Origin of the sequence: Archangium minus, assembly GCF_044360475.1 — a bacterium.
GTDB lineage: Bacteria > Myxococcota > Myxococcia > Myxococcales > Myxococcaceae > Archangium > Archangium minus.
Genome location: NZ_CP043494.1, coordinates 12,404,322 through 12,422,334, shown reverse-complemented (window position 1 = coordinate 12,422,334; position 18,013 = coordinate 12,404,322). Strand labels below are relative to the sequence as shown.

Here is an 18,013-nt window from a genome sequence, read left to right as displayed (position 1 = left end):
TTTCCGCTGAAGAGCGCTGTCCTGCCTGCTCAACGGGCGTCCGTGGAATTGAGGCAAGAGGACCCACCTGCTAGCGTGCGGGCTCTCTCATGATTCAGCTTCTCCGAAGAGCCGCCCAGGCGACGTGGGTGCTGACCCTGTTGGTGCTCGTCGGGAGCATCGGCGCCTGGCTCTACCAGAATCCCCTCCAGGACGTGGACACCGCGCGCCGGTTGGGCTTGCGCTTCCTCGGACTTGCCGTCACACCGACTGTGCTCGGCTGTGTGGGGTTGTGCCTTGTGCTGGGCGTGGGAGGGGCCTGGGCGGAGAGCCGGGTCCGCCGCTCGCGCCAGTCCTTCGCGCGGCGGCAGTCCCTGTCCCCGCTCGCGGTGGTGGACGCGGATGTGGCGGTCGCCGTGCGCGAGATGCTCGCCGAGCTGCAGGTCGTGCTGCGTGGCTATGTCATGCGTGCCGAGCCGGACATGATCGCCTTCGTGGACATGCTGCTGGATGGGGCCATCCGCGTGGGCGCCAGCGACGTGCACATGCACCCGCTGGAGCAGGGCACGCGCATCGCCTTTCGCGTTCATGGCGTGCTCGAAGAGGTGATGATGCTGCCGCGCGAGCACCACCCGCGCCTCATCAACCGCCTCAAGGTGCTGGGCAAGGCGGTCCTCTTCCGCTCGGACCGGCCCCAGGACGGCCACTTCGCCATCAGCACCCAGGAGGGCCCGGCGGACATCCGTCTGTCGTTGCTGCCCACCAACCACGGCGAGTCCGTGGCGCTGCGCATCGCCCGCAGCACCGTGCGCCTGCCCGAGCTGGGCAAGCTGGGCTTCCCCCAGGGGGTCCTCACCACCTACCAGCGCCTGCTCGACGCTCCCCAGGGCGTCATCTTCGTCGCGGGGGCGACCGGCAGTGGCAAGACGACGACGCTGTATGCCTCGCTGGGCTACATCAAGCAGACGCGCGGGGACCTGACGCGAATCGCCACCATTGAGGATCCGGTGGAGTACGACGTACCGCTCTTCTCCCAGACGCAGGTGAATGCCGAGCAGGGCTTCACCTTCGCCCAGGGCCTGCGGTCCGTGCTGCGCCAGGATCCCAACGTCATCATGGTGGGCGAGATTCGTGACGCGGAGACGGCGCGCACCGCCATCCAGGCTGGCCTCAGTGGACACCTGCTGCTCACCACGGTGCACGCGAGCTCGTCGGCGGGCGTCTTCAACCGGCTCATTGAGATGGGGGTGGAGCCCTTCCTGCTCGCGTCCGCTACGGTGGCGAGCATCTCGCAGCGGCTCGTGCGCGCGCTGTGCCCGCACTGCCGCATCCCCACCAGCCCGGAGATCGACGAGCTGGCGCGGCTGGAGGCGGCGGGTCTGCCCACCACGGGTCCGTTCTTCGCGGCGGCGGGGTGTCAGCGCTGCGATGGCTCCGGCTACCTGGGGCGTGCTGCCCTCTATGAAGTGCTGCGTGTCAGCCCGGCCATTCGCGAGTGCGTCAACACCAAGGTGCCCACGTCGCAGACGCATGACATCGCAGTGCAGGAGGGCATGATTCCGCTGCTCGCCGCGGGGTTGGAGCGTGTGAATGCCGGGGTCACGTCGTTGCGTGAGGTCTTCCGTGTGGTGGGCTGAGTTCGGTGCAGCTCTGGAGGTGGAGTCATGAACAGCAACGCACCGCAGACTCAGGCGCCCTCCTCCCCCGGTCCCGTGCGAGGACCCCGTGCTTCCGATGGAGGACCGCCACGGGCCATGACGTCGGTGCCTTCCGGCCGTGGGGCTGGCGCCGGGAGCGAGTCAGTGGCCGCGGTGTTGAAGCTGGCCTCCGCGCTGTGCGCCCTGGCAGCGGTGGGGCTGTTCGTCCGCCCGCTGGTCCTCGGCGAGCTGTCCACGGCGCCGCAGATGCTCACCCTGACGCCCACCTTCTCCGAGCCGGTGGAGTCCGAGTCCTCGGGAGAGTCGTCGGCCCCGGAGGAGGAGGCCCCGGTGGAGCGCACCCCGGCTCCGCAGGCACCCTCGCGAAACTCGGTGACGCGGGAGTCGCGCGCCGCGTTCGAGGGGGCCATCCTCGTGGTCGAGTCCGAGCCGGCCGGAGCCAACGTCCGGGTGGATGGGAAGGATCAGGGAGAGACGCCCGTGTCGGTGGGGCTCGAGTGCCTTCCGGGCAAGCCGGTCATCATCGATATCTCCCTGCGTGGCTACGAGAAGGCGAAGCACACCACGCTCTGCCCGCACGATGCGCTGGTGAAGGTGACGGCTTCGTTGCGCAAGGGCTCCCGGTCCTCCGGCAAGAAGTGAGCGACCGGGCGTATGTGTTAAAGGGTGTGTTCGAACAGGCTCCCTTCCTGGGCCTGGGGTGAGCGTTGACGGGTAGGGAGGCCGCACAGTTGAAGCTGCTGCTGGTTGAGGACTCGCGTTCGGTCGTCGCTTTCCTCGAGCAGATCTTGCGCCGTGAGCCGGACATCGAGCTGTTGCCGGCCGTGAGCAACGGCCGCGACGCGGTGGCGGCGGTGCAGCGATGGAATCCCCAACTGGTGTTGATGGACCTGGTCCTGCCCGGGGGGATGGACGGGGTGGATGCCATCTCGGAGATCATGGCCACGACGCCCTGTCCCATTGTGGTGCTCAGCGGGCAGCTGGACACACCGGGGAGGGACAGGACCTTCGAGTCCTTGAGGGCGGGAGCGGTGGAGGTGCTGGCCAAGCCCATCGTGGGCGGGCTGGAGGCGGTGAAGGAGTTCCGCGAGCGGCTGCTGCGCACGGTGCGGGTGATGGCACATGCGCGGGTGGTGGGCCGCAGACGGACGGCGCTGCGGCTGCCGGTGGTACAGCCCGCGACGTCGTTCGTGGTGCCCGCGTCGGAGGCGAGACCCTGCTCGCTGCTGGCGATCGGAGGGTCCACGGGAGCGCCGCCGCTGGTGTACGAGATGTTGCGCGTGTTGCCGTCGCCCGCGCCCTTTCCGGTGGTGGTGGCGCAGCACATTGTGCGGGGTTTCGAGCCGGGCTTCGCGCGCTGGCTGTGCGGCACGGGGCACCGGGTGGTGGCGGCGCAGGGCGGGGAGTGGCTGGAACCCGGGACGGTGTACGTGTCTCCGGCGGACCGGGACCTGGCGGTGCGTGGGGGCCGGTTGCAGACACAGGTGTCGAGGGGCCTGGCGGTGCCCTCGGTGGACGTGCTCTTCGAGAGCGTGGCGGGTTTCTACGGCTCCAGAGCGGTGGGGCTGTTGCTCACGGGGATGGGTGAGGACGGCGCGCGTGGGCTGCTGGCGATGCGCCAGGCGGGAGCGCTGACGGTGGCGCAGGACGGGGCGAGCTGCGTGGTGGACGGGATGCCGGGAGCGGCGAGGGCGCTCGGGGCGGCGAGCCAGACGCTCACCCCGGGCGAAATGTCCTCGCTGCTGGTCACGCTCGCGAGAGCCTGCCCCTCGCCCTCCGGCAGGGGCTCGCCCTCGGCGTAGGCACTACCCGGTGGTGGGTGGGGGGTCCTCCTCCCGGTCGAGCTTCAAATCCGTTCCCGTGACGTGGCGGCCGCAGGCCCGGCAGGTGAGGACCGACTGGAGGTGCTCCCCGCAGTCGTGGATGAAGGCGGCGCGGGTGGCCGGTACGTCCGTGGCCCACCGCTGACCCCACTGTAGCAGGGTGAGCAGCGTGGGCGCGAGCTCGAGCCCCGCCTGGGTGAGCTGGTACTCGCTGCGCGGCGGACGCTCCGAATACTGGACCCGCTGCAGGACGCCCGCGTCCGACAGCTTGCGCAGGCGCGTGGTGAGCACGTCTCGCGGCGCCCCCGTGTTCTGGGCGATGCCCTCGAAACGCCGCACCCCGTAGAAGACCTCCCGGAGCACGAGCAGCGACCACTTCTCCCCCACCAGCTCCAATGCGGCGGCCAGCGAGCACACCCGCGGACCGGCCTCTTTCTTCGACATGCGCCCATTCTAACTTGTCAGTTGGAAAACCAAACCCAGGTGCTAGGGTGCAGTCAGTTTGAAGAACCAACTGACCCCTGGCGTCGGCCACGAATGCGCCGGGAGGAACCGAAGGGAACGGATATGAGTACGGTCTCGCAGCTGCTGGTGGGCCTGGTTGCCGTCATCCATGTGTACTTCCTGGTGCTGGAGGCCTTCCTCTGGCGTACCCCGCGCGGGATGAAGATTTTTGGAACCGATCGGGAGTTCGCCGAGCGGTCGGCGCCGCTGGCCGCCAATCAGGGCCTGTACAACGGCTTCCTCGCCGCCGGCCTGGTGTGGGGCCTGGTCACCAGCGAGCCCGTGGGGTTCCAGGCGAGGATCTTCTTCCTGGCGTGCGTCATCGTGGCCGGCGTTGTCGGCGCGCTCACCGTCAACCGGCGCATCCTCTTCGTCCAGGCAGTGCCCGCGGTGGCCGCACTGACCCTGGTGGTCCTGGCCCACTGACTCGGGTGGAAAAGAGTCGGGCCCCGCTTCCCAAGGAAGGGAAGGGGGCCCGGCCCGAATCACGGCGTGGAGTGTGTCCCTAGTTGTGGCGCCGACGGCGGACCAGCGCGGCGAGTGCGCCCAGGCCCATCAGGACCAGCGAGGAGTCCCCGCCCGTGGCCGAGCAGCCACTGCCCAGGAGGGCGAGGTCCGCGGTGGTGACGCGGAAGCTCCGGGAGGCCGGGGTGTCATCCACGTTGCCCGCGGCATCACGGGCGCGCACCCGCAGGGTATGCGGCCCCTCGGCCAGGTTGATGAAGGTGATGGGCGACGGGCATGGAGTGAACTCGGCGTTATCCAGGCTGCACTCGTAGGTGACGTTCTGCTCGTCCGAGCTGAACTCGAACGTCGCATCCCGCTCCTGGGTGAAGCCTGACGGACCGGAGACGATGTTGGTGTCTGGCGGCCTGGTGTCCACGGTGAAGGTGTTGACCGCGCTCCTGGCGCCTCGCACCGCCTGATACTCCGTGACGGCCTGCACCGTGTGCTCGCCGTCGGACAGCGGCGAGGGCGGGGTGAGGGAGTAGTTGCCGGAGGCATCAGACGTCGTCGAGCCGAGCTCGGCGCCATCGAGGTAGATGATGACCGTGGCGTTGGGCAGGGCCTTGCCCGTGATGGGAGGACGATTGTTGTTGGTGATGCTGCCGTTGGGCGGTGTGACCACCGTGGGAGGCGGTGGCACGACGAATCCGCCTGGCAGCACGTTGGAAATGCCGTTGCTGCCCGCCTGGGCTCCGTAGGAGGGGTCGGTGGGATCCTGTTGGACTCCGGCCGCAGCGCGGGTGGCGAAGATGTTGCTGCCGCAGCTCCCTCCCGCAGCCTGGAACAGAACATGCCCACCGCCACCACCACCCCCAGGGCCCACGCGGGGGATGTTCACGTTGCCTCCGATGCCGCCACTGGCGGAGAGCGAAGCACAATCGGCCGTTCTGGCGACGCGCAGGTAGACGGAGCCTCCCGCTCCACCGCCACTGCTTCCATCCGAGGCCGATGCACTCCCCAGGTTACCCGAGGCATTGATACTGCCATTGCCTGTGAGTTGATCGGCCCGGATGAAGATGGCGCCACCGCCATTGCCGCCCGGCACGCCTGTGTTACTGGCGCTATGCCCAGCCCCGCCGCCACCGCCGAACGTGAGGTGGTTCAGTGACGAGTAGGTGAGCGCCGCGCCCCCCAATCCTCCAACATCCCGGCCACCGTCGGATGGTGCCTCCGAGCGTCCTCCCTGACCGCCCGCGCCGCCATTACCACCTCCGCCACCGCCCGACTTGAAGCAGACTCCGCCGCCCGCGCCATTGGCCACGTTGCCGCGCCCGGTCTGCTCAGCGCCGTAGCGCGAGATTCCGATGCCCTCGCCCTTCTGTGCGCCCGCTGGGGCTGGCTCATCCACCCCCGTGCAGCCGCGCAACCCGGTGATGTCATTGACGTACTGGCCCCCGCGGAACCCGATACCGCTGGCGGTGATCAACCCGTTGTTGGACACCACGCCATTGGCCAGGAACACGACGATACCGCCCGTGCGCCCGTTCCAGGCGGGAGCCGTGATGCCCTGACCGGCGGCGATGGTGACCGTGGTGTACTCGGGCACGCGGATGACCTGGGTCACGTTCGCTGCGTACTCGTGGACGAGCGGCGCCGTCAGCTCCAGCGTCGACGCCGTCACCGAGGCCACCCGCGCGAACTCCCAGCGCCCTACCGGGCTATTGGTGAGATCGATGGGCTCCTGGAGTCCCGAGGCGGGGACCGGCGTGATGCCCGTCGTCTGGTACACCATCACCAGATCGCCGTCCGCGAAGCAGCCGGTGCAGGGCTCGATGGGGATGGAGGTGTTCCCCGTCGCCAGCGCTCCCGTCACCTGGGCATAGCTGTTGATGATGGTGCCGCTGCCCGCCACGGTGAGCGGCCCATTGCGCCCCGAGCCCAGTCCGAACGAGTCGGGCTCGGCCAGGGCCGTCCCCGCGCCGAGAGTCAGCACGCACAGGGCGGCCGCGAGCCACTTCTTCATGAATGGAGTTTTCATGACCTTTGATTCCTTGGGTTACTGCTCGCTCTCGGGATTGACGATGGTGAACGCCACGCGGCGGTTGGCCGCACGGCCCTTGGCCGTCTTGTTGGACAGCAGGGGCCGATCGGGCCCGTAGCCCTTGGCCTCCAGGCGCGTGGCCTCCACACCCTTCTTCACGAGGTACTCCTTCACCGACTGCGCGCGCGCCAGCGAGAGCCTGCGGTTGGCGTCCGGATCGCCGATGTTGTCGGAGTGCCCCTCGATGATGATCTTCTCAATCTCCGGGTGCTCCTTGATGACCCGGGCGACCTGATCCAGCAGCCGGAAGGAGCGGCGCTGGATGATGGCCTTGTTGGTGGCGAAGAACACGGCCTGCTTGATCTCCAGCTGGCCCTTCTGGATGGCCACGAACTGCTCCTGCTGCGGCGGGCAGCCGTGGTTGGCCTCCACACCCTTCTCCTTGGGGCAGTTGTCCAGGTGGTCCGACACGGCGTCTCCGTCCGTGTCCTTCGGCGGGCAGCCGCGCAGCTCCACCAGACCCGACTCCTTGGGGCATGCGTCGCGCTCGTCCACGACGCCGTCGCCGTCCGTGTCCTTCACCGGGCAGCCCTGACGCGCGGTCGGGCCTGCCTCCGTGGGGCACTTGTCCTTGGCGTCCTCGATGCCGTCGCCATCCCGGTCCGCTACCGCGCAGCCCTGGTTCTCGGGTGGACCGGCTTCATTCGGGCACTTGTCCTTGCCATCCGCGATGCCATCCCCGTCCGAGTCCGCCACCGCGCAGCCCTGGTTCTGGGCCAGGCCCGCCTCCTTGGGGCACTTGTCCACGGAGTCCACGATGCCGTCGCCGTCCGTGTCCTTCTCCGGGCAGCCCTTGTTCCTGGCCGGGCCCGGCTCGTTGGGGCACTTGTCCTCGTCATTCGTCACGCCGTCGCCATCGTCGTCCCGCGGCGCGGCCTCCGGGGGCTCGGAGCCTCCCAGCGCCACGCCGAGCAGCACGCGGAAGGACGGCGTACCGGGCGTATCCCCGAAGCCGGGACCGCCCAACGCATAGAGCTCCGCCAGCTGACCCAGCGGCAGCCGGAGGCCGGCCAACAGCTCCAGGGAGCTCGGCTGGTTCGTGAGCGGCAGGGTGCCGCGCACGTTGAGCTCTCCGCGCAACCCGCTACCCGTGGTGGCGAGCACCGCGCCCAGGCGCACCTCGTTGCCCACCTCGTCCTGGACGTTCTGGTCATCAATGAGGGTGACCGTGGGGCGGATCAGCGCGCCCGCCTCCACTCCGGCGCGCAGCAGGCCGAAGCGCCGGCCCAGCATCAGCTTGGGCGAGAACCGGAAGGTGTTGTCCCGGGAGAGCGTCTCCAGGCTGCCCACGGGAACTCCCACGCCCAGCTCAACCGCCAGGTCCAACGGGGCCTTGCGCCGCTGCGCGAGCAGCCCCACCCGCACGTGGGCCGAGGGCGTCCCCAGTCCCGTCTGGGCCGGAGCGCCGATACCCTGGGCGCTGAGGTCATCCCCGCGCTGCCACACCACCAGCGGCAGGTGGAGGCCGAGCTCCAGCCACCGCAGCGGGGCCCAGGCCATCAACAGGTGCGCCGTGGCCCGATCTCCCACCACCGCGCCCACCGGCTCCCCATCCGCGTACAGTCTCAGTGGATTCTTCTCGTAATGACCCAGCAGCGAAAGGCGGAACCCACCCGAGGGCAGCAACTCGCCGGTGCCCATCACCAGCGAGCCCCGGCCGTTGGGGTTCAATTCCAGACGCTCCAACTCAAACCCGGGCACGCCCTCGGGCTGGGCGAGCGCGGTCGAGGCGAGCAACAGGACGGCGAGGGCGGATAGACGCACGGACTGCGCCGAGCACTTCGGCGGGCGCGGCTTCGTGTAGCTCATGGGTTCTCCGTGTGGAGCGCAATGGGAGGAGTCCACCTGACCCATCGTGCGGGGAGGTACGACCCTGCGTGCTGCGGGGCACCGGAATTCCGGTAATTCATCCCCGGCGCTGGTTTCTCCCAACTGTCCAATCATTCAAACAATCCGCCCTCTCCTACCCCCACTGCCGCCCGAGGGCAATGAAACGTTTTGGGGGAGGAGCCCGGTGCGTGCACAGATCATCAATCGGGTGGACCCAGGTGTGTGCGGGTGAAGCGCAAGGCGTTCGTGCGACCCTTCCCCCTCTGGAGCCAGAGAGCGCCTCGTGGGAAGGTCCCCTTTCTTTCGTCTCCCATTTCCTTGTGTTTTAAAGCCGTGTCCCGTCACGCCGGGCTTGGCGTCCGTGGCGCGCATCCTGCCGCATCTGGCCGAGGAGCCTGCCTTCGTGGAGATGTTCCTCTCCGAGGCGAGGCTGGCCGCGCAGCTCACGCACCCTCACATCGTTCAAATCTTCGACTTCGGCGAGGCGGACGGCTCGTACTTCCTGGCCATGGAGTACATCGACGGGCCCAACCTGCGCACGCCCGTCAAGCGGGCCTCGGCGCAAGGCGTGGACCTGCTCGTTGCGACGCATCTTGGGCCGGGCGCTCGCCAAGGACCGCGAGCAGCGCTACCCGGACTGTCACGCATTCCAGTCGGACCTGGAGGAGTTCATCCTCTCGGTGGGCAAGCCGGTGACGATGCCGCAGATCGCCCAGCTCATCACCCAGGTCTCCTCGAGCACCGACCACTCGCTCCCCGTGGTCACGCAGGGCACGACACACCAGGAGCGGAAGTACTCGGTCACTCCCGTCCACACGCCGGCGTCTCCCATTACGAGGACGGATGCGGGGGCCCCCAGCACGCCAGCGACGACGCGGGTGTCCAGGCCTCGGCTCACTCCGGTCCCCGTGGCGGCACCTCCCTCTCCCTCCGAGGAGATGCTGACGGAGCAGGAGCGAGCGCTCGTGAGGCGTTTGCGCTTCCCCGTGAAGGAGCTGGCGCTCGGGGGCTTCCTGTTGATCGCGGCGGGGAGCGGCGTTGTGCTCTGGCGCTCCATTGCGGCACCCAAGCCCGAGGAGGCCGCAGCGAGGGTTCAACCTTTCCCCGAGCTCGAGCCGTCCACCCCGGACGCTGGATCCCCAGCCTCCGCGTCGGCGTCTCCCACTCCCAACGACGGGAAGGCCAACGACGAGAATGCCGCTGCGCCGGCTCCCGTGACGCCCAAGCCCCCGAGTTCATCCCGCGGTGGCGGTTCTTCGAGGTCCAAGCACGCCATATGGGCCAAATACACGGGCCCCAAGGGCACCCTCGAGTTTCACGGCCAGCTCGGGGTCACCGTCTTCGTGGATGGGGAGGAGTTGGGAGACCTGCCCCTACGGCCCGTGAATCTCCCGGCAGGGCCCCACATCGTGACGTTCTTCAGCCAGAGGCTGTCGAAGCACAGGGATGAGCTCATCAATGTGCGGGAGGGAGAGACCACGCTCCTCCAGGTCAGCATCCAGAAGGAGTGAAGTGCCCATCTGGCGCCGAGCGCCCGGATCAGGGACAGTTCCAGTCGGGGGGGAGCGTTCGTGGGTGAAGGCCGGTGTTCCCACGCTCCGCCCGTGCGGAGGACTGTCGAGATGAGTGGACGTATCAATCTGTTGGCGCCCGAGGTTCGGGCCCATCCCTATGCCGTTTACGCCGAGCTGCGACGAAACGCGCCGGTGTGCCAGGTGGACCCCGGTGGTTACTGGGTCGTCACCCGCCACGATGACGTGGTGGCTGCCTTCAAGAATCCGCAGATCTTCTCCAATACGGGCATGCGCGTGGCCACGAAGCCGGAGTGGCTGGGGCACAATCCGTTCGCGGACTCGATGATTGGACAGGATCCGCCGAATCACACGCGGCTGCGGACCCTGGTCAACCGGGCCTTCGGGCCCGCGGCGCTCGCCCGGCTGGAGGTGCGCGTGCGCCAGTTCGCCGAAGCCATCGTCGCGCGCATCCCCGAGGGGCAGGTGGTGGACTTCGTGGACGCCTTCACCCTCCCACTGCCCGCCAGCGTCATCGGCGAGCTCATCGGGCTGGAGCCCTCCCTGCATGCGCGCTGCAAGCGCTGGGCGGATGACCTCACCAGCATCAGCGCCAACCCCCAGGACGAGAAGCGCCGGGAGGAGATCCGCGCGACGGTCCGGGAGGCGGAGACGGAGATGGCCGCGGTGTTGGCCCGCCGCCGCCGCGAGCCGCGCGAGGACCTGGTGTCGGATCTGCTCCAGGCCCGCGTGGACGGCGAGTCGCTCGGCGACGCGGAGCTGATGAGCTTCATGTTCCTGCTGCTGGTGGCGGGCCTGGAGACCACCATCCACCTGCTCGGCCACTGCATGCGCTTCCTCATGGCGCGCCCGGACGTGCTCGAGCGCTTGAGGGCGGACCGCTCGCTGCTCCCGCGCTTCGTCGAGGAAGTGCTGCGCTACGAGCCGCCCGTGCAGGCCATCGCCCGGCTCACCACGGCTGAGACGGAGCTGAGCGGCGTGCGCATTCCAGCGGGCGCGAGGGTGATGCTGCTCATCGGCTCGGCCAACCACGACGACACGCGCTTCCCGGATGCGGAGAGCTTCAACATGGACCGAGAGGGCGTGAACAACCTGCCCTTTGGCCACGGCATCCACTTCTGCCTCGGAGCGCCGCTCGCGAGGCTGGAGGCCCGCATTGGCCTGGACGTGCTGCTGTCACGCTTCTCGCGCTTCACGTCCGGTGGACCCCTGGAGTGGAACCACTCCTTCACCGTGCGCGGTCCCCGCGTCCTGCCCGTGGTCGCACACGCCAAGCCGTAGCGCGGCCATTTCCCCTCTCCCTTCGGGAGAGGGACGGGGTGAGGGTATCGGGTGAACCCGGGTTGAACCCGTGGGTCCACACGGTGGGCCACGGGTTGAAGAACGGGCTTGGATACCCTCACCCTAACCCTCTCCCAAAGGGAGAGGGGATGTCCACGGAGTGTCCTGGAAGACACTCGACTCACCAGAGTCGGGTCACCCCCTCGCCGCTTGCGCGCAGGGTGCCTTCTTTGCTGCGAAGGATGCCGCCGCTCTCCTCACTCCTCTCTCGCTCCCGCCGCCTGACCCGGTGGCGCCGCCCGCTCCTGGGGGGACTCGGGGCGCTGCTCGTCTTCGAGCTGTTCTACAACGCGATTCTCGTCACCGGTCTCCTGGCCACGGTGCTCAATCTCTTCCTCGGGCGCTTGAGCGTGGACTGGAGCCACGCCTGGAGCCTGGTGCCTGGGCACGTCTACGTCCGGGACCTGACGTTGCGGCAGGAGGAGCGGAACGGCGGCCACTGGCAACTCGAGATGGAGCGAGTGGAGGTGAAGCTGTCCCTCCTCTCCCTGCTGGCGCGGCGGTTGCGAACCGAGTCCCTCGACGTCCACGGTCTGCGCGTCCAACTCCACACCGTGACACCCGAGCGTGGCGCGCAGTCTCCGGGGAAGGCTCCGAAACCCAAGGACCCCTGGAAACTGGACCTGCACGGAGTACGCGTCCAGGAGGTGCGCGAGCTGGAGTGGAACGAGGCGCGGCTCACCGGAATCACGGAGGTCACCGGGAGCCTGGAGATGACGCCGGGGCGGCGTGTCCTCGTGCGGGACGCGCGGCTGCAACTTGGACCGGGGCAGCTCTTCTACCAACGCGCGGCCGTGGCCCACGTGGAGCAGGGCTCGGGAGCCGTCACCCTCGAGGTGCAGCGCCAGGAGCCCGAGGGGCTCGACCTCATCACCGGGCTGACGCAAGGGCGGCTTCGCTTCACCGCCTCCCTTCCCTCGCTCGAGGGGCTGCAGCGACTCTCACCCCGGTTCGCCGGCGTCGTCCTGAAAGGGGGCGCGGGGCGCATCGAGGCGGATGTGCATGTGAAGGAGGGCCGCCTCGCACCGGGGACTCGGATTGAAGGCGAGGGAGCGCCCCTCGTGCTGCCCATGGTGGACCCCCTGGCGCTGAAGGCCCCCTGGAAGCTGCGCGCGGATGTGTACGGGCGAGAGGACGGCGAGGATCGCTTTGGACTGAAGCTCACGCTGGGGCCTGTGCGGCTGGAGGGAGGCGCTGGGCCGGCGCTGGAGACGTCGGAGATGACGGTGTTGCTGGGCGCGAAGTCCCCGCGCCTGGGCCAGCCGCTCCCCGATGTGCACCTCGTGCTCCGCGCGGCGCGCAGCAATCCCCTGGAGCTACGTCTGCTCAACGGATGGCTGGGGCCCTCGTTCCAGGTGGAGTCCGGCCGTCTGATACTGGAGGTCTCATCCCGAGCCAGCCCCGAGACAGAGGGAGGCGAGGCCCACCTGGAGCTGAGTACGGAAGACCTCCAAGCGCGCTGGGGCGGCGCGACTCTGGGCGGGCGCGTCCTGCTGGATATCGACATGCGGAAGCTGGCCTTCCACCAGGACACGGTGACGCTGCATGGCAGTCGCATGATGCTGCGCGACGTCTTCGTGCGAACGGGAAACAAGGACGAAGCGCAGGGCTGGGACGGCACCTTGGATTTCCCAGAGGCAACCCTCTCCCTGTCCCCACTGGGCTTCACGGGGCGCTTCACGGGGAGCTTCTCCAACGCGACTCCCTTCGTTGCACTGCTCACCCAGCAGGGCACCTTGCCCCACGTGCTCTCGTCCCTGCTCACCGCCAGGAACCTGGGACTCTCCGGCTCTATCTCGTTGGGCGCCGAGGGCGCGAAGGTGGAAGGCTTGCATGCTCGGGGCAGAGGGCTCGAGTTGCGCGGGAGAGCGGAGAGTGTCGGGGGCTCCCCTCACGCGGTGATGTTGGTGAAGGTGGGGCCCCTCCCCTTGGGCGTGGAGGCGAGCGCCGAGGGCACCCATATTCAAATCCTGCGCCCGTTCCGCTGGTACGAGGAGAGGACGGGAGAGCTGGTGAAGTAGGCCGCGCGGCGTTCCAGATAACCTGGCCGATATGTTCTTCCCACGCGGGTCGTTGAATCTCCGGGGTCACGGTTCCTGCCCGGAGGAGCGAAGATGCGCTTGGGAGTGTTTGTGTCGATGGGACTCGCGTTCCTGCTGGCCGGCTGCGCCGCGGGGCTGAAGGGATGGGAGGCTCCAGGCGAGGAGGCCATCTACGACGCTCCTCTGGAGGAGGTCTGGCCCTCGGTCCGCCAATTCTTCACAGACAACGGGCTGTCCTTCCGCGAGGACAAGGGCAACTTCGTCTTGGAGACGGAGTGGCGTCAGGAATTTGGGGGCTCGAGGGTGGCGGGCTACTGGCATCGCTACCTCGTGCTGGGCAAGCGCGAGACCCCCGTGCGGAGCAAGCTGTGGATCACCCGCGTCACCCGAACCGCGAACAGAACGCTGGCGCGCGCGGGAGACGAGCTCGATTGGGGTGTGGACCGGGGGCTGGGGGGCGGCAATGGCGAGGCCTCATCGGATGGGCTGGAATGGTACCAGAGCGCCGAGGACCTGGTGGACATGGGCGAGATGCCAAGAGGGGAGAACGGCATCGTGGCTGGCTCGGCGCAGGGCTCGCGTGACCTGATGATGGAGTGGAAGGTGTACGAGGCGCTGGCGCCCAGGCTGGCCAAGCGAGAGGCGTCCGCCGCGGAGGGAGCGCAGGCACCGGAGGTGAAGGCGGCGCCCGTCGCGGCGCTGGCGGTGGAGTGCGGGCAGCCGATCGCCGGCCTCGCGGCTCAGGTGAAGCCTGGGGGCGTGTTGCTGCTGGGCGAGCTGCATGGCACGCAGGAGGTGCCGCGCTTCATCGCGCAGAGCGCCTGCCAAGCGGCTGCGAACGGGACTCCCGTGACAGTGGGGCTGGAGCTACCCGTGGTTCAGCAGGAGCGCGTGGCCACCTTCCTCCGGAGTGCCGGCACGGAGGATGACTGGTTGAAGCTGATGGAGGCCCCCTTCTGGCGCAATCCCTACCAGGATGGGCGGAGCAGCGAGGCCATGGCCAACCTGCTGGAGCAACTGCGCCAGCTCCGCGCGCGGGGCTTGGACGTGGATGTCTTCGTGTTCGACCACCCCGGCTCCAAGGGGCAGGCGCACGAGGACGCCATGGCCGCCACGGTGCTCTCACACGTGCGCCAGGCGCAGGGGCGCTTCTTCCTGGTGGTGTCCGGCAACATCCACCCGCGCACCGTCCAGGGCCTGCCCTGGGATGCCAGCCACAAGCCCATGGGCCTGCTGCTGACCGCGCAGCTCAAGAACGTGGTGGCGCTGGACATGGCCTACAACAGCGGCTCGGCGTGGATCTGCGCGGCGGAGGCCTCGAACCAGCGGCTGGAGTGCGGTGTGCGGCCCGCGCGCGGCAAGGACAACGGGGACCGCTTCTTCGTGCACCTGTTCGAGCGACCGAACAAGGATGGCTACCACGGCATCTTCTACGTGGGCCCGGTCACCGCGTCGATACCCGCGGTGAACCGGGGACTGGGGCGCCCCGGGGCTGGTGCTGACGCGTCCCCGCCCCCAGAGGGTTGACGCCTGACTCAGAAGCTCAGGATGGCGCCCGTCTCGATTCCCAGCGCGGTGCGCTCCGCCTCGAAGCGACCCACGTCCACCGCCTGCTGCCGGAAGTGCGACTGGAAGAGGAAGCCCTCCAGCACGAAGGCCAGCCGGCGGGAGGGCTTGAGCTCGTAGCCCAGGCGCACCGTGCCGTTGTGCAGCAGGCCCGGTCCGGTACCCGAGAGCGTGGCGCTGCCGAGCGCGGGCAGCGCGTCCCCGGTCGTAGCGGCGTAGGCGTAGCTGGGCACCACCTTCGAGGGCTCGAGCACCTTCTGGTAGCCAGCCATGCCGTAGACGGCGTGCATGCCCGTCAGCACCTGGCGCACGGAGATGTAGCCTCCCAGCTCCTGCACGTCATCGCTGGCCCGGCCCTGCGCCAGCGTCAGCAGGCCCAGGTTGGCGGAGTTCTGCCCGTAGTTGAGCTCCACCCGGATGTTGGTGTTGTCCGAGGGGGCGAGCTCCGTGAAGAGCGCGGCGGCGAAGGCGGCGGCGTAGCGCTCGTCCGCGGCTCCGAAGTTGAAGGGAATCCGCGTGGCGAGGGCCGAGGCGCCCACCCGGCTCTTGCCGAACTTGTAGGTGCCGCGCACAGCGAAGGTGGGCAGGGCACCAATCTCGAAGGCCGCATCCTTGGCCGTGACGTTGGGGGCGGGGAAGCCCACGGCCACACCCAGCTCGAAGCTCGGCTTGCTGTAGAAGTACTTGAGCTGCTGGCGCATGAAGGCGCTGTTGCCTGCCTGGAAGAGCGCTCCCACCAGGTTGATGCCGTGCGGGTTGAGGGGGGCGTGCAGATCCCAATCCTGTCCCAGGGACACGGTGTGGCCGGGATGGAAGGTGTAGTCCACGTGCACGAGCCGCAGGCGAGGCAGGCTGGCGACGGTGGGCGTGGCCTTGGTGAAGTCCACGAAGTCGATTTCGAGCTGCGCCCGCAGCGGCCCCTTCTCGTTGAGCCAGAAGCCCACGCGCGACTGCGCCACCTGGAAGGTGTGGCGGGACCTGTCCGGCGCGGTGGCGTAGGCGGGGTTGCCCGCGGCGCTGACGGCGGAGGCGTTGGGCTGGTTGAAGGACTCCACCGCTCCATCGGAAATCACGATGCGCGGGGTGAGCGTGCCGTAGAACCGGAAGAGGTTCTCATCGTCACTGGGAGCGGCCGGGGCTGGCGGCGGGGCGACAGCCGGGGGAGGCGTCGGAGTCGGCGCGGGCTGGGTGGCGGCCGGAGTGGAGGCATCACCGGTACCGGGGGTCGTCTGGGCCACTGCCTGGGTGGCCGAGCAGAGTCCCCCCGAGATGATCAATGCGGCGAGTCGAGCAGTCTTCATGGCTTCCCTGGGGTTGTGGGGTCGATGGGTGCCTGGCGCTGCGAACGCAACCTCCGTACCACAACGCTCCCGCTCTGGAAGTCCCATGCTGCCGCACTGCGTCCAGTGTGATTTGGTAACCACTGTTACCGCCGGTAACACGCCCCGCCTGCCAACCTGGGAGCTCAAACCGAAGGCGCCGCCCAGAGCGACGCATGCTCCCGCGCGAACGCGGCGAAGGTCCTCGCGGGCCGTCCGAGCACCGTGCGCACATCGGGTGAGACAGGGGCGCAGAACCCCTCGCGGACGAAGCGATAGAACTGGATCAACCGCTCGACCCATTCGTCCGGAAACCCGGCCGCCCGGAGCGTCGAACGCGCCTCGTCCTCGCTGAGGGGAACGTACCGGAGGGGCCTTTGGGCCGCGTGCGAGAGGAGCTGGGCAACCTCGGTGGTATCGAGCGCCTCATCCCCCGTGAGCGTATAGGCCTTCCCCCTGTGGCCTGGCTCGGTCAGCGCGAGGGCCGCGACGGACGCGATGTCGCGCACGTCGATATAGGAGATCTTCGCGTGGCCGGCGGGGATGCGGATCTCCCCCGTCGCGCGCAGGCCCGCGAGCAGGGTCCCCGAGCTGAACACCTGCATGAACCAGTTGGGCCGCAGGTGCGTGAACCCGATACCCGAGTCCTCCAGGTACAGCTCCACCTTGCGCAGCGCGAAGCCGCTTCGCAGCTCGGCGCCCATGGCGCTCAGGTTGACGACGTGCCGGACGCCTCGCCGCTTCATCTCGTCGATGAGGGGAAGGGCCAGCCGGTCCGCGTGCTCGTCTCCGGGCCGAGCAATCAAGAAGACGCGATCCACCCCGTCCAGGGCCGGGGCGAAGGTCTCTGGCCGTTCGAGGTCGAACGTCACGAAGCGGGCCCGCGTCTGGACTTCAGACGCCGCGCCTGCCGGATGGCGCGAGGCGGCGAGCACCTCCTCCCCGCTCGTCTCGAGCCGCGCCAGGAGCTCCCGACCCACCGCGCCCGTCGCTCCGATGATGAGAATCTTCCCCGCCATGTGCTTCTCCCTCCGCCGGTCCATTCCGGCCGTGTCGCTGTGTGTTCCAGAAAAGTGAATGGATGGTTCACTTATGTGACAAAAAAAAGATCAGCCGAAGAAGTTCGCCAGTCCTGCCAGGTGGTACTTGGAATAGCCCTCGACGGCCTCGCGGATGAGGGCCTCGTCCTCGAAGCGCGTGAGGATGTCCACCATGGCGCCCACGAGGTTTCGGTAGATGCGCTCCAGGTTGAACCGGGCCGTTGCCGTCACTCGCGTGCCGGGATGGAGCGAGCGGAAGTGGGCCACGGCGAGCTGGATGAGCTCCTGGACCAGTCGCTCGGAGAACTCCTCGTGGCGAGAGCCCTGGGCGCGCCCCAGCAGCACGATGACGCGCAGCCGATGGTCGATGCAGAACCGGAGCAGCTCCTCGGAGGCCAGATGGAAGGCGGCCGTCGGTCCAAGCGTCCGGATGTCGGAGACTCCGTCGAGCGATTGCACCCTCCGGCGCAGGAGCGACGTGAACGTTCGGACGAAGTCGTCGCTGACCACCTCATCGAACAGGACGCTCTTGTTCTCGTAGTACCGGTAGATGTTGCCGGTGGAGATGCGCGCGGCCTTGGCGATCTCCGCCATGGTGGCGCTCATGTACCCCTTGAGCGCGAAGACCTTCAGCGCGGCGGCGGCAATGTCCTCCCGGACGTCATCCTTGAGGTACTGGGCCATGACTCAATGATGAACCTGTCATTCACGATTGTCCACCCAGGGCTCTGACGGCAAGGGAGAAGATCCTCACCCTCACCCTCTCCCAGAGGGAGAGGGGACATCCATGGGCCCTCGGACGCTGTCGAAATACTTCGTGGACACCCCCCA

Annotated in this window: 14 protein-coding genes and 1 pseudogene; 9 read left to right on the top strand and 6 right to left on the bottom strand. The window is 68.4% G+C overall.

Annotated features, from left to right (window positions below):
* Positions 1 to 89 precede the first annotated feature (89 nt).
* The 3 genes from F0U60_RS51080 to F0U60_RS51070 all read left to right on the top strand — a co-directional run bounded on the left by F0U60_RS51080 (position 90) and on the right by F0U60_RS51070 (position 3,439).
* Positions 90 to 1,616, top strand: coding sequence for a GspE/PulE family protein (locus F0U60_RS51080; protein ID WP_395811814.1), 1,527 nt, complete (start codon positions 90 to 92; stop codon positions 1,614 to 1,616).
* Between the two features lie 117 nt (positions 1,617 to 1,733).
* The gene (locus tag F0U60_RS51075) at positions 1,734 to 2,279 is read left to right on the top strand and encodes a PEGA domain-containing protein (protein ID WP_395811813.1); all 546 of its coding nucleotides are present in this window, start codon (positions 1,734 to 1,736) and stop codon (positions 2,277 to 2,279) included.
* Positions 2,280 to 2,368: 89 nt separating this feature from the next.
* Complete coding sequence (locus tag F0U60_RS51070; RefSeq protein WP_395811812.1) at positions 2,369 to 3,439, top strand: chemotaxis protein CheB; 1,071 nt, start codon at positions 2,369 to 2,371, stop codon at positions 3,437 to 3,439.
* Positions 3,440 to 3,442: 3 nt separating this feature from the next.
* Here the strand turns inward: F0U60_RS51070 and F0U60_RS51065 are convergent, their stop codons facing one another.
* Positions 3,443 to 3,904, bottom strand: a complete 462-nt coding sequence (locus F0U60_RS51065) for a winged helix-turn-helix transcriptional regulator (RefSeq protein WP_395811811.1) — start codon at positions 3,902 to 3,904, stop codon at positions 3,443 to 3,445.
* A 123-nt stretch (positions 3,905 to 4,027) separates the two neighbouring features.
* Between F0U60_RS51065 and F0U60_RS51060 the strand changes: the two genes are divergently transcribed.
* On the top strand, positions 4,028 to 4,390 hold the full coding sequence (locus tag F0U60_RS51060) for a DUF1304 domain-containing protein (RefSeq protein ID WP_395811810.1): 363 nt from the start codon (positions 4,028 to 4,030) through the stop codon (positions 4,388 to 4,390).
* A gap of 79 nt (positions 4,391 to 4,469) precedes the next feature.
* Here the strand turns inward: F0U60_RS51060 and agmC are convergent, their stop codons facing one another.
* Positions 4,470 to 6,449 (bottom strand): adventurous gliding motility protein AgmC, encoded by a 1,980-nt coding sequence (gene agmC, locus F0U60_RS51055; RefSeq protein WP_395811809.1) that lies wholly within the window; start codon positions 6,447 to 6,449, stop codon positions 4,470 to 4,472.
* A gap of 18 nt (positions 6,450 to 6,467) precedes the next feature.
* Positions 6,468 to 8,321, bottom strand: a complete 1,854-nt coding sequence (locus tag F0U60_RS51050; protein ID WP_395811808.1) for an OmpA family protein — start codon at positions 8,319 to 8,321, stop codon at positions 6,468 to 6,470.
* 388 nt (positions 8,322 to 8,709) lie between these two features.
* Between F0U60_RS51050 and F0U60_RS51045 the strand changes: the two are divergent.
* The 5 genes and pseudogenes from F0U60_RS51045 to F0U60_RS51025 all read left to right on the top strand — a co-directional run.
* Positions 8,710 to 8,958 (top strand): annotated as a pseudogene (locus F0U60_RS51045) (serine/threonine protein kinase); the annotation flags it as partial.
* Entirely contained in the window at positions 8,924 to 9,853 is a 930-nt protein-coding gene (locus F0U60_RS51040; RefSeq protein WP_395811807.1) for a hypothetical protein, read from the top strand. The pseudogene F0U60_RS51045 and the gene F0U60_RS51040, both read left to right, overlap by 35 nt.
* Positions 9,854 to 9,964: 111 nt before the next feature.
* Positions 9,965 to 11,155: a cytochrome P450 gene (locus F0U60_RS51035; protein ID WP_395811806.1), complete on the top strand. Its 1,191-nt coding sequence runs from the start codon at positions 9,965 to 9,967 to the stop codon at positions 11,153 to 11,155.
* A gap of 242 nt (positions 11,156 to 11,397) precedes the next feature.
* A complete protein-coding gene (locus tag F0U60_RS51030; RefSeq protein WP_395811805.1) occupies positions 11,398 to 13,236 on the top strand; it encodes a hypothetical protein in 1,839 nt (612 codons plus the stop codon).
* A 93-nt stretch (positions 13,237 to 13,329) separates the two neighbouring features.
* The gene (locus F0U60_RS51025) at positions 13,330 to 14,784 is read left to right on the top strand and encodes a hypothetical protein (protein WP_395811804.1); all 1,455 of its coding nucleotides are present in this window, start codon (positions 13,330 to 13,332) and stop codon (positions 14,782 to 14,784) included.
* A gap of 8 nt (positions 14,785 to 14,792) precedes the next feature.
* Here the strand turns inward: F0U60_RS51025 and F0U60_RS51020 are convergent, their stop codons facing one another.
* The 3 genes from F0U60_RS51020 to F0U60_RS51010 form a co-directional block, all read right to left on the bottom strand.
* Positions 14,793 to 16,124, bottom strand: coding sequence for a hypothetical protein (locus F0U60_RS51020; protein WP_395811803.1), 1,332 nt, complete (start codon positions 16,122 to 16,124; stop codon positions 14,793 to 14,795).
* Between the two features lie 164 nt (positions 16,125 to 16,288).
* Positions 16,289 to 17,161, bottom strand: a complete 873-nt coding sequence (locus F0U60_RS51015) for an SDR family oxidoreductase (protein ID WP_395811802.1) — start codon at positions 17,159 to 17,161, stop codon at positions 16,289 to 16,291.
* A gap of 90 nt (positions 17,162 to 17,251) precedes the next feature.
* Positions 17,252 to 17,866 (bottom strand): TetR/AcrR family transcriptional regulator, encoded by a 615-nt coding sequence (locus F0U60_RS51010; protein ID WP_395811801.1) that lies wholly within the window; start codon positions 17,864 to 17,866, stop codon positions 17,252 to 17,254.
* Positions 17,867 to 18,013 lie beyond the last annotated feature (147 nt).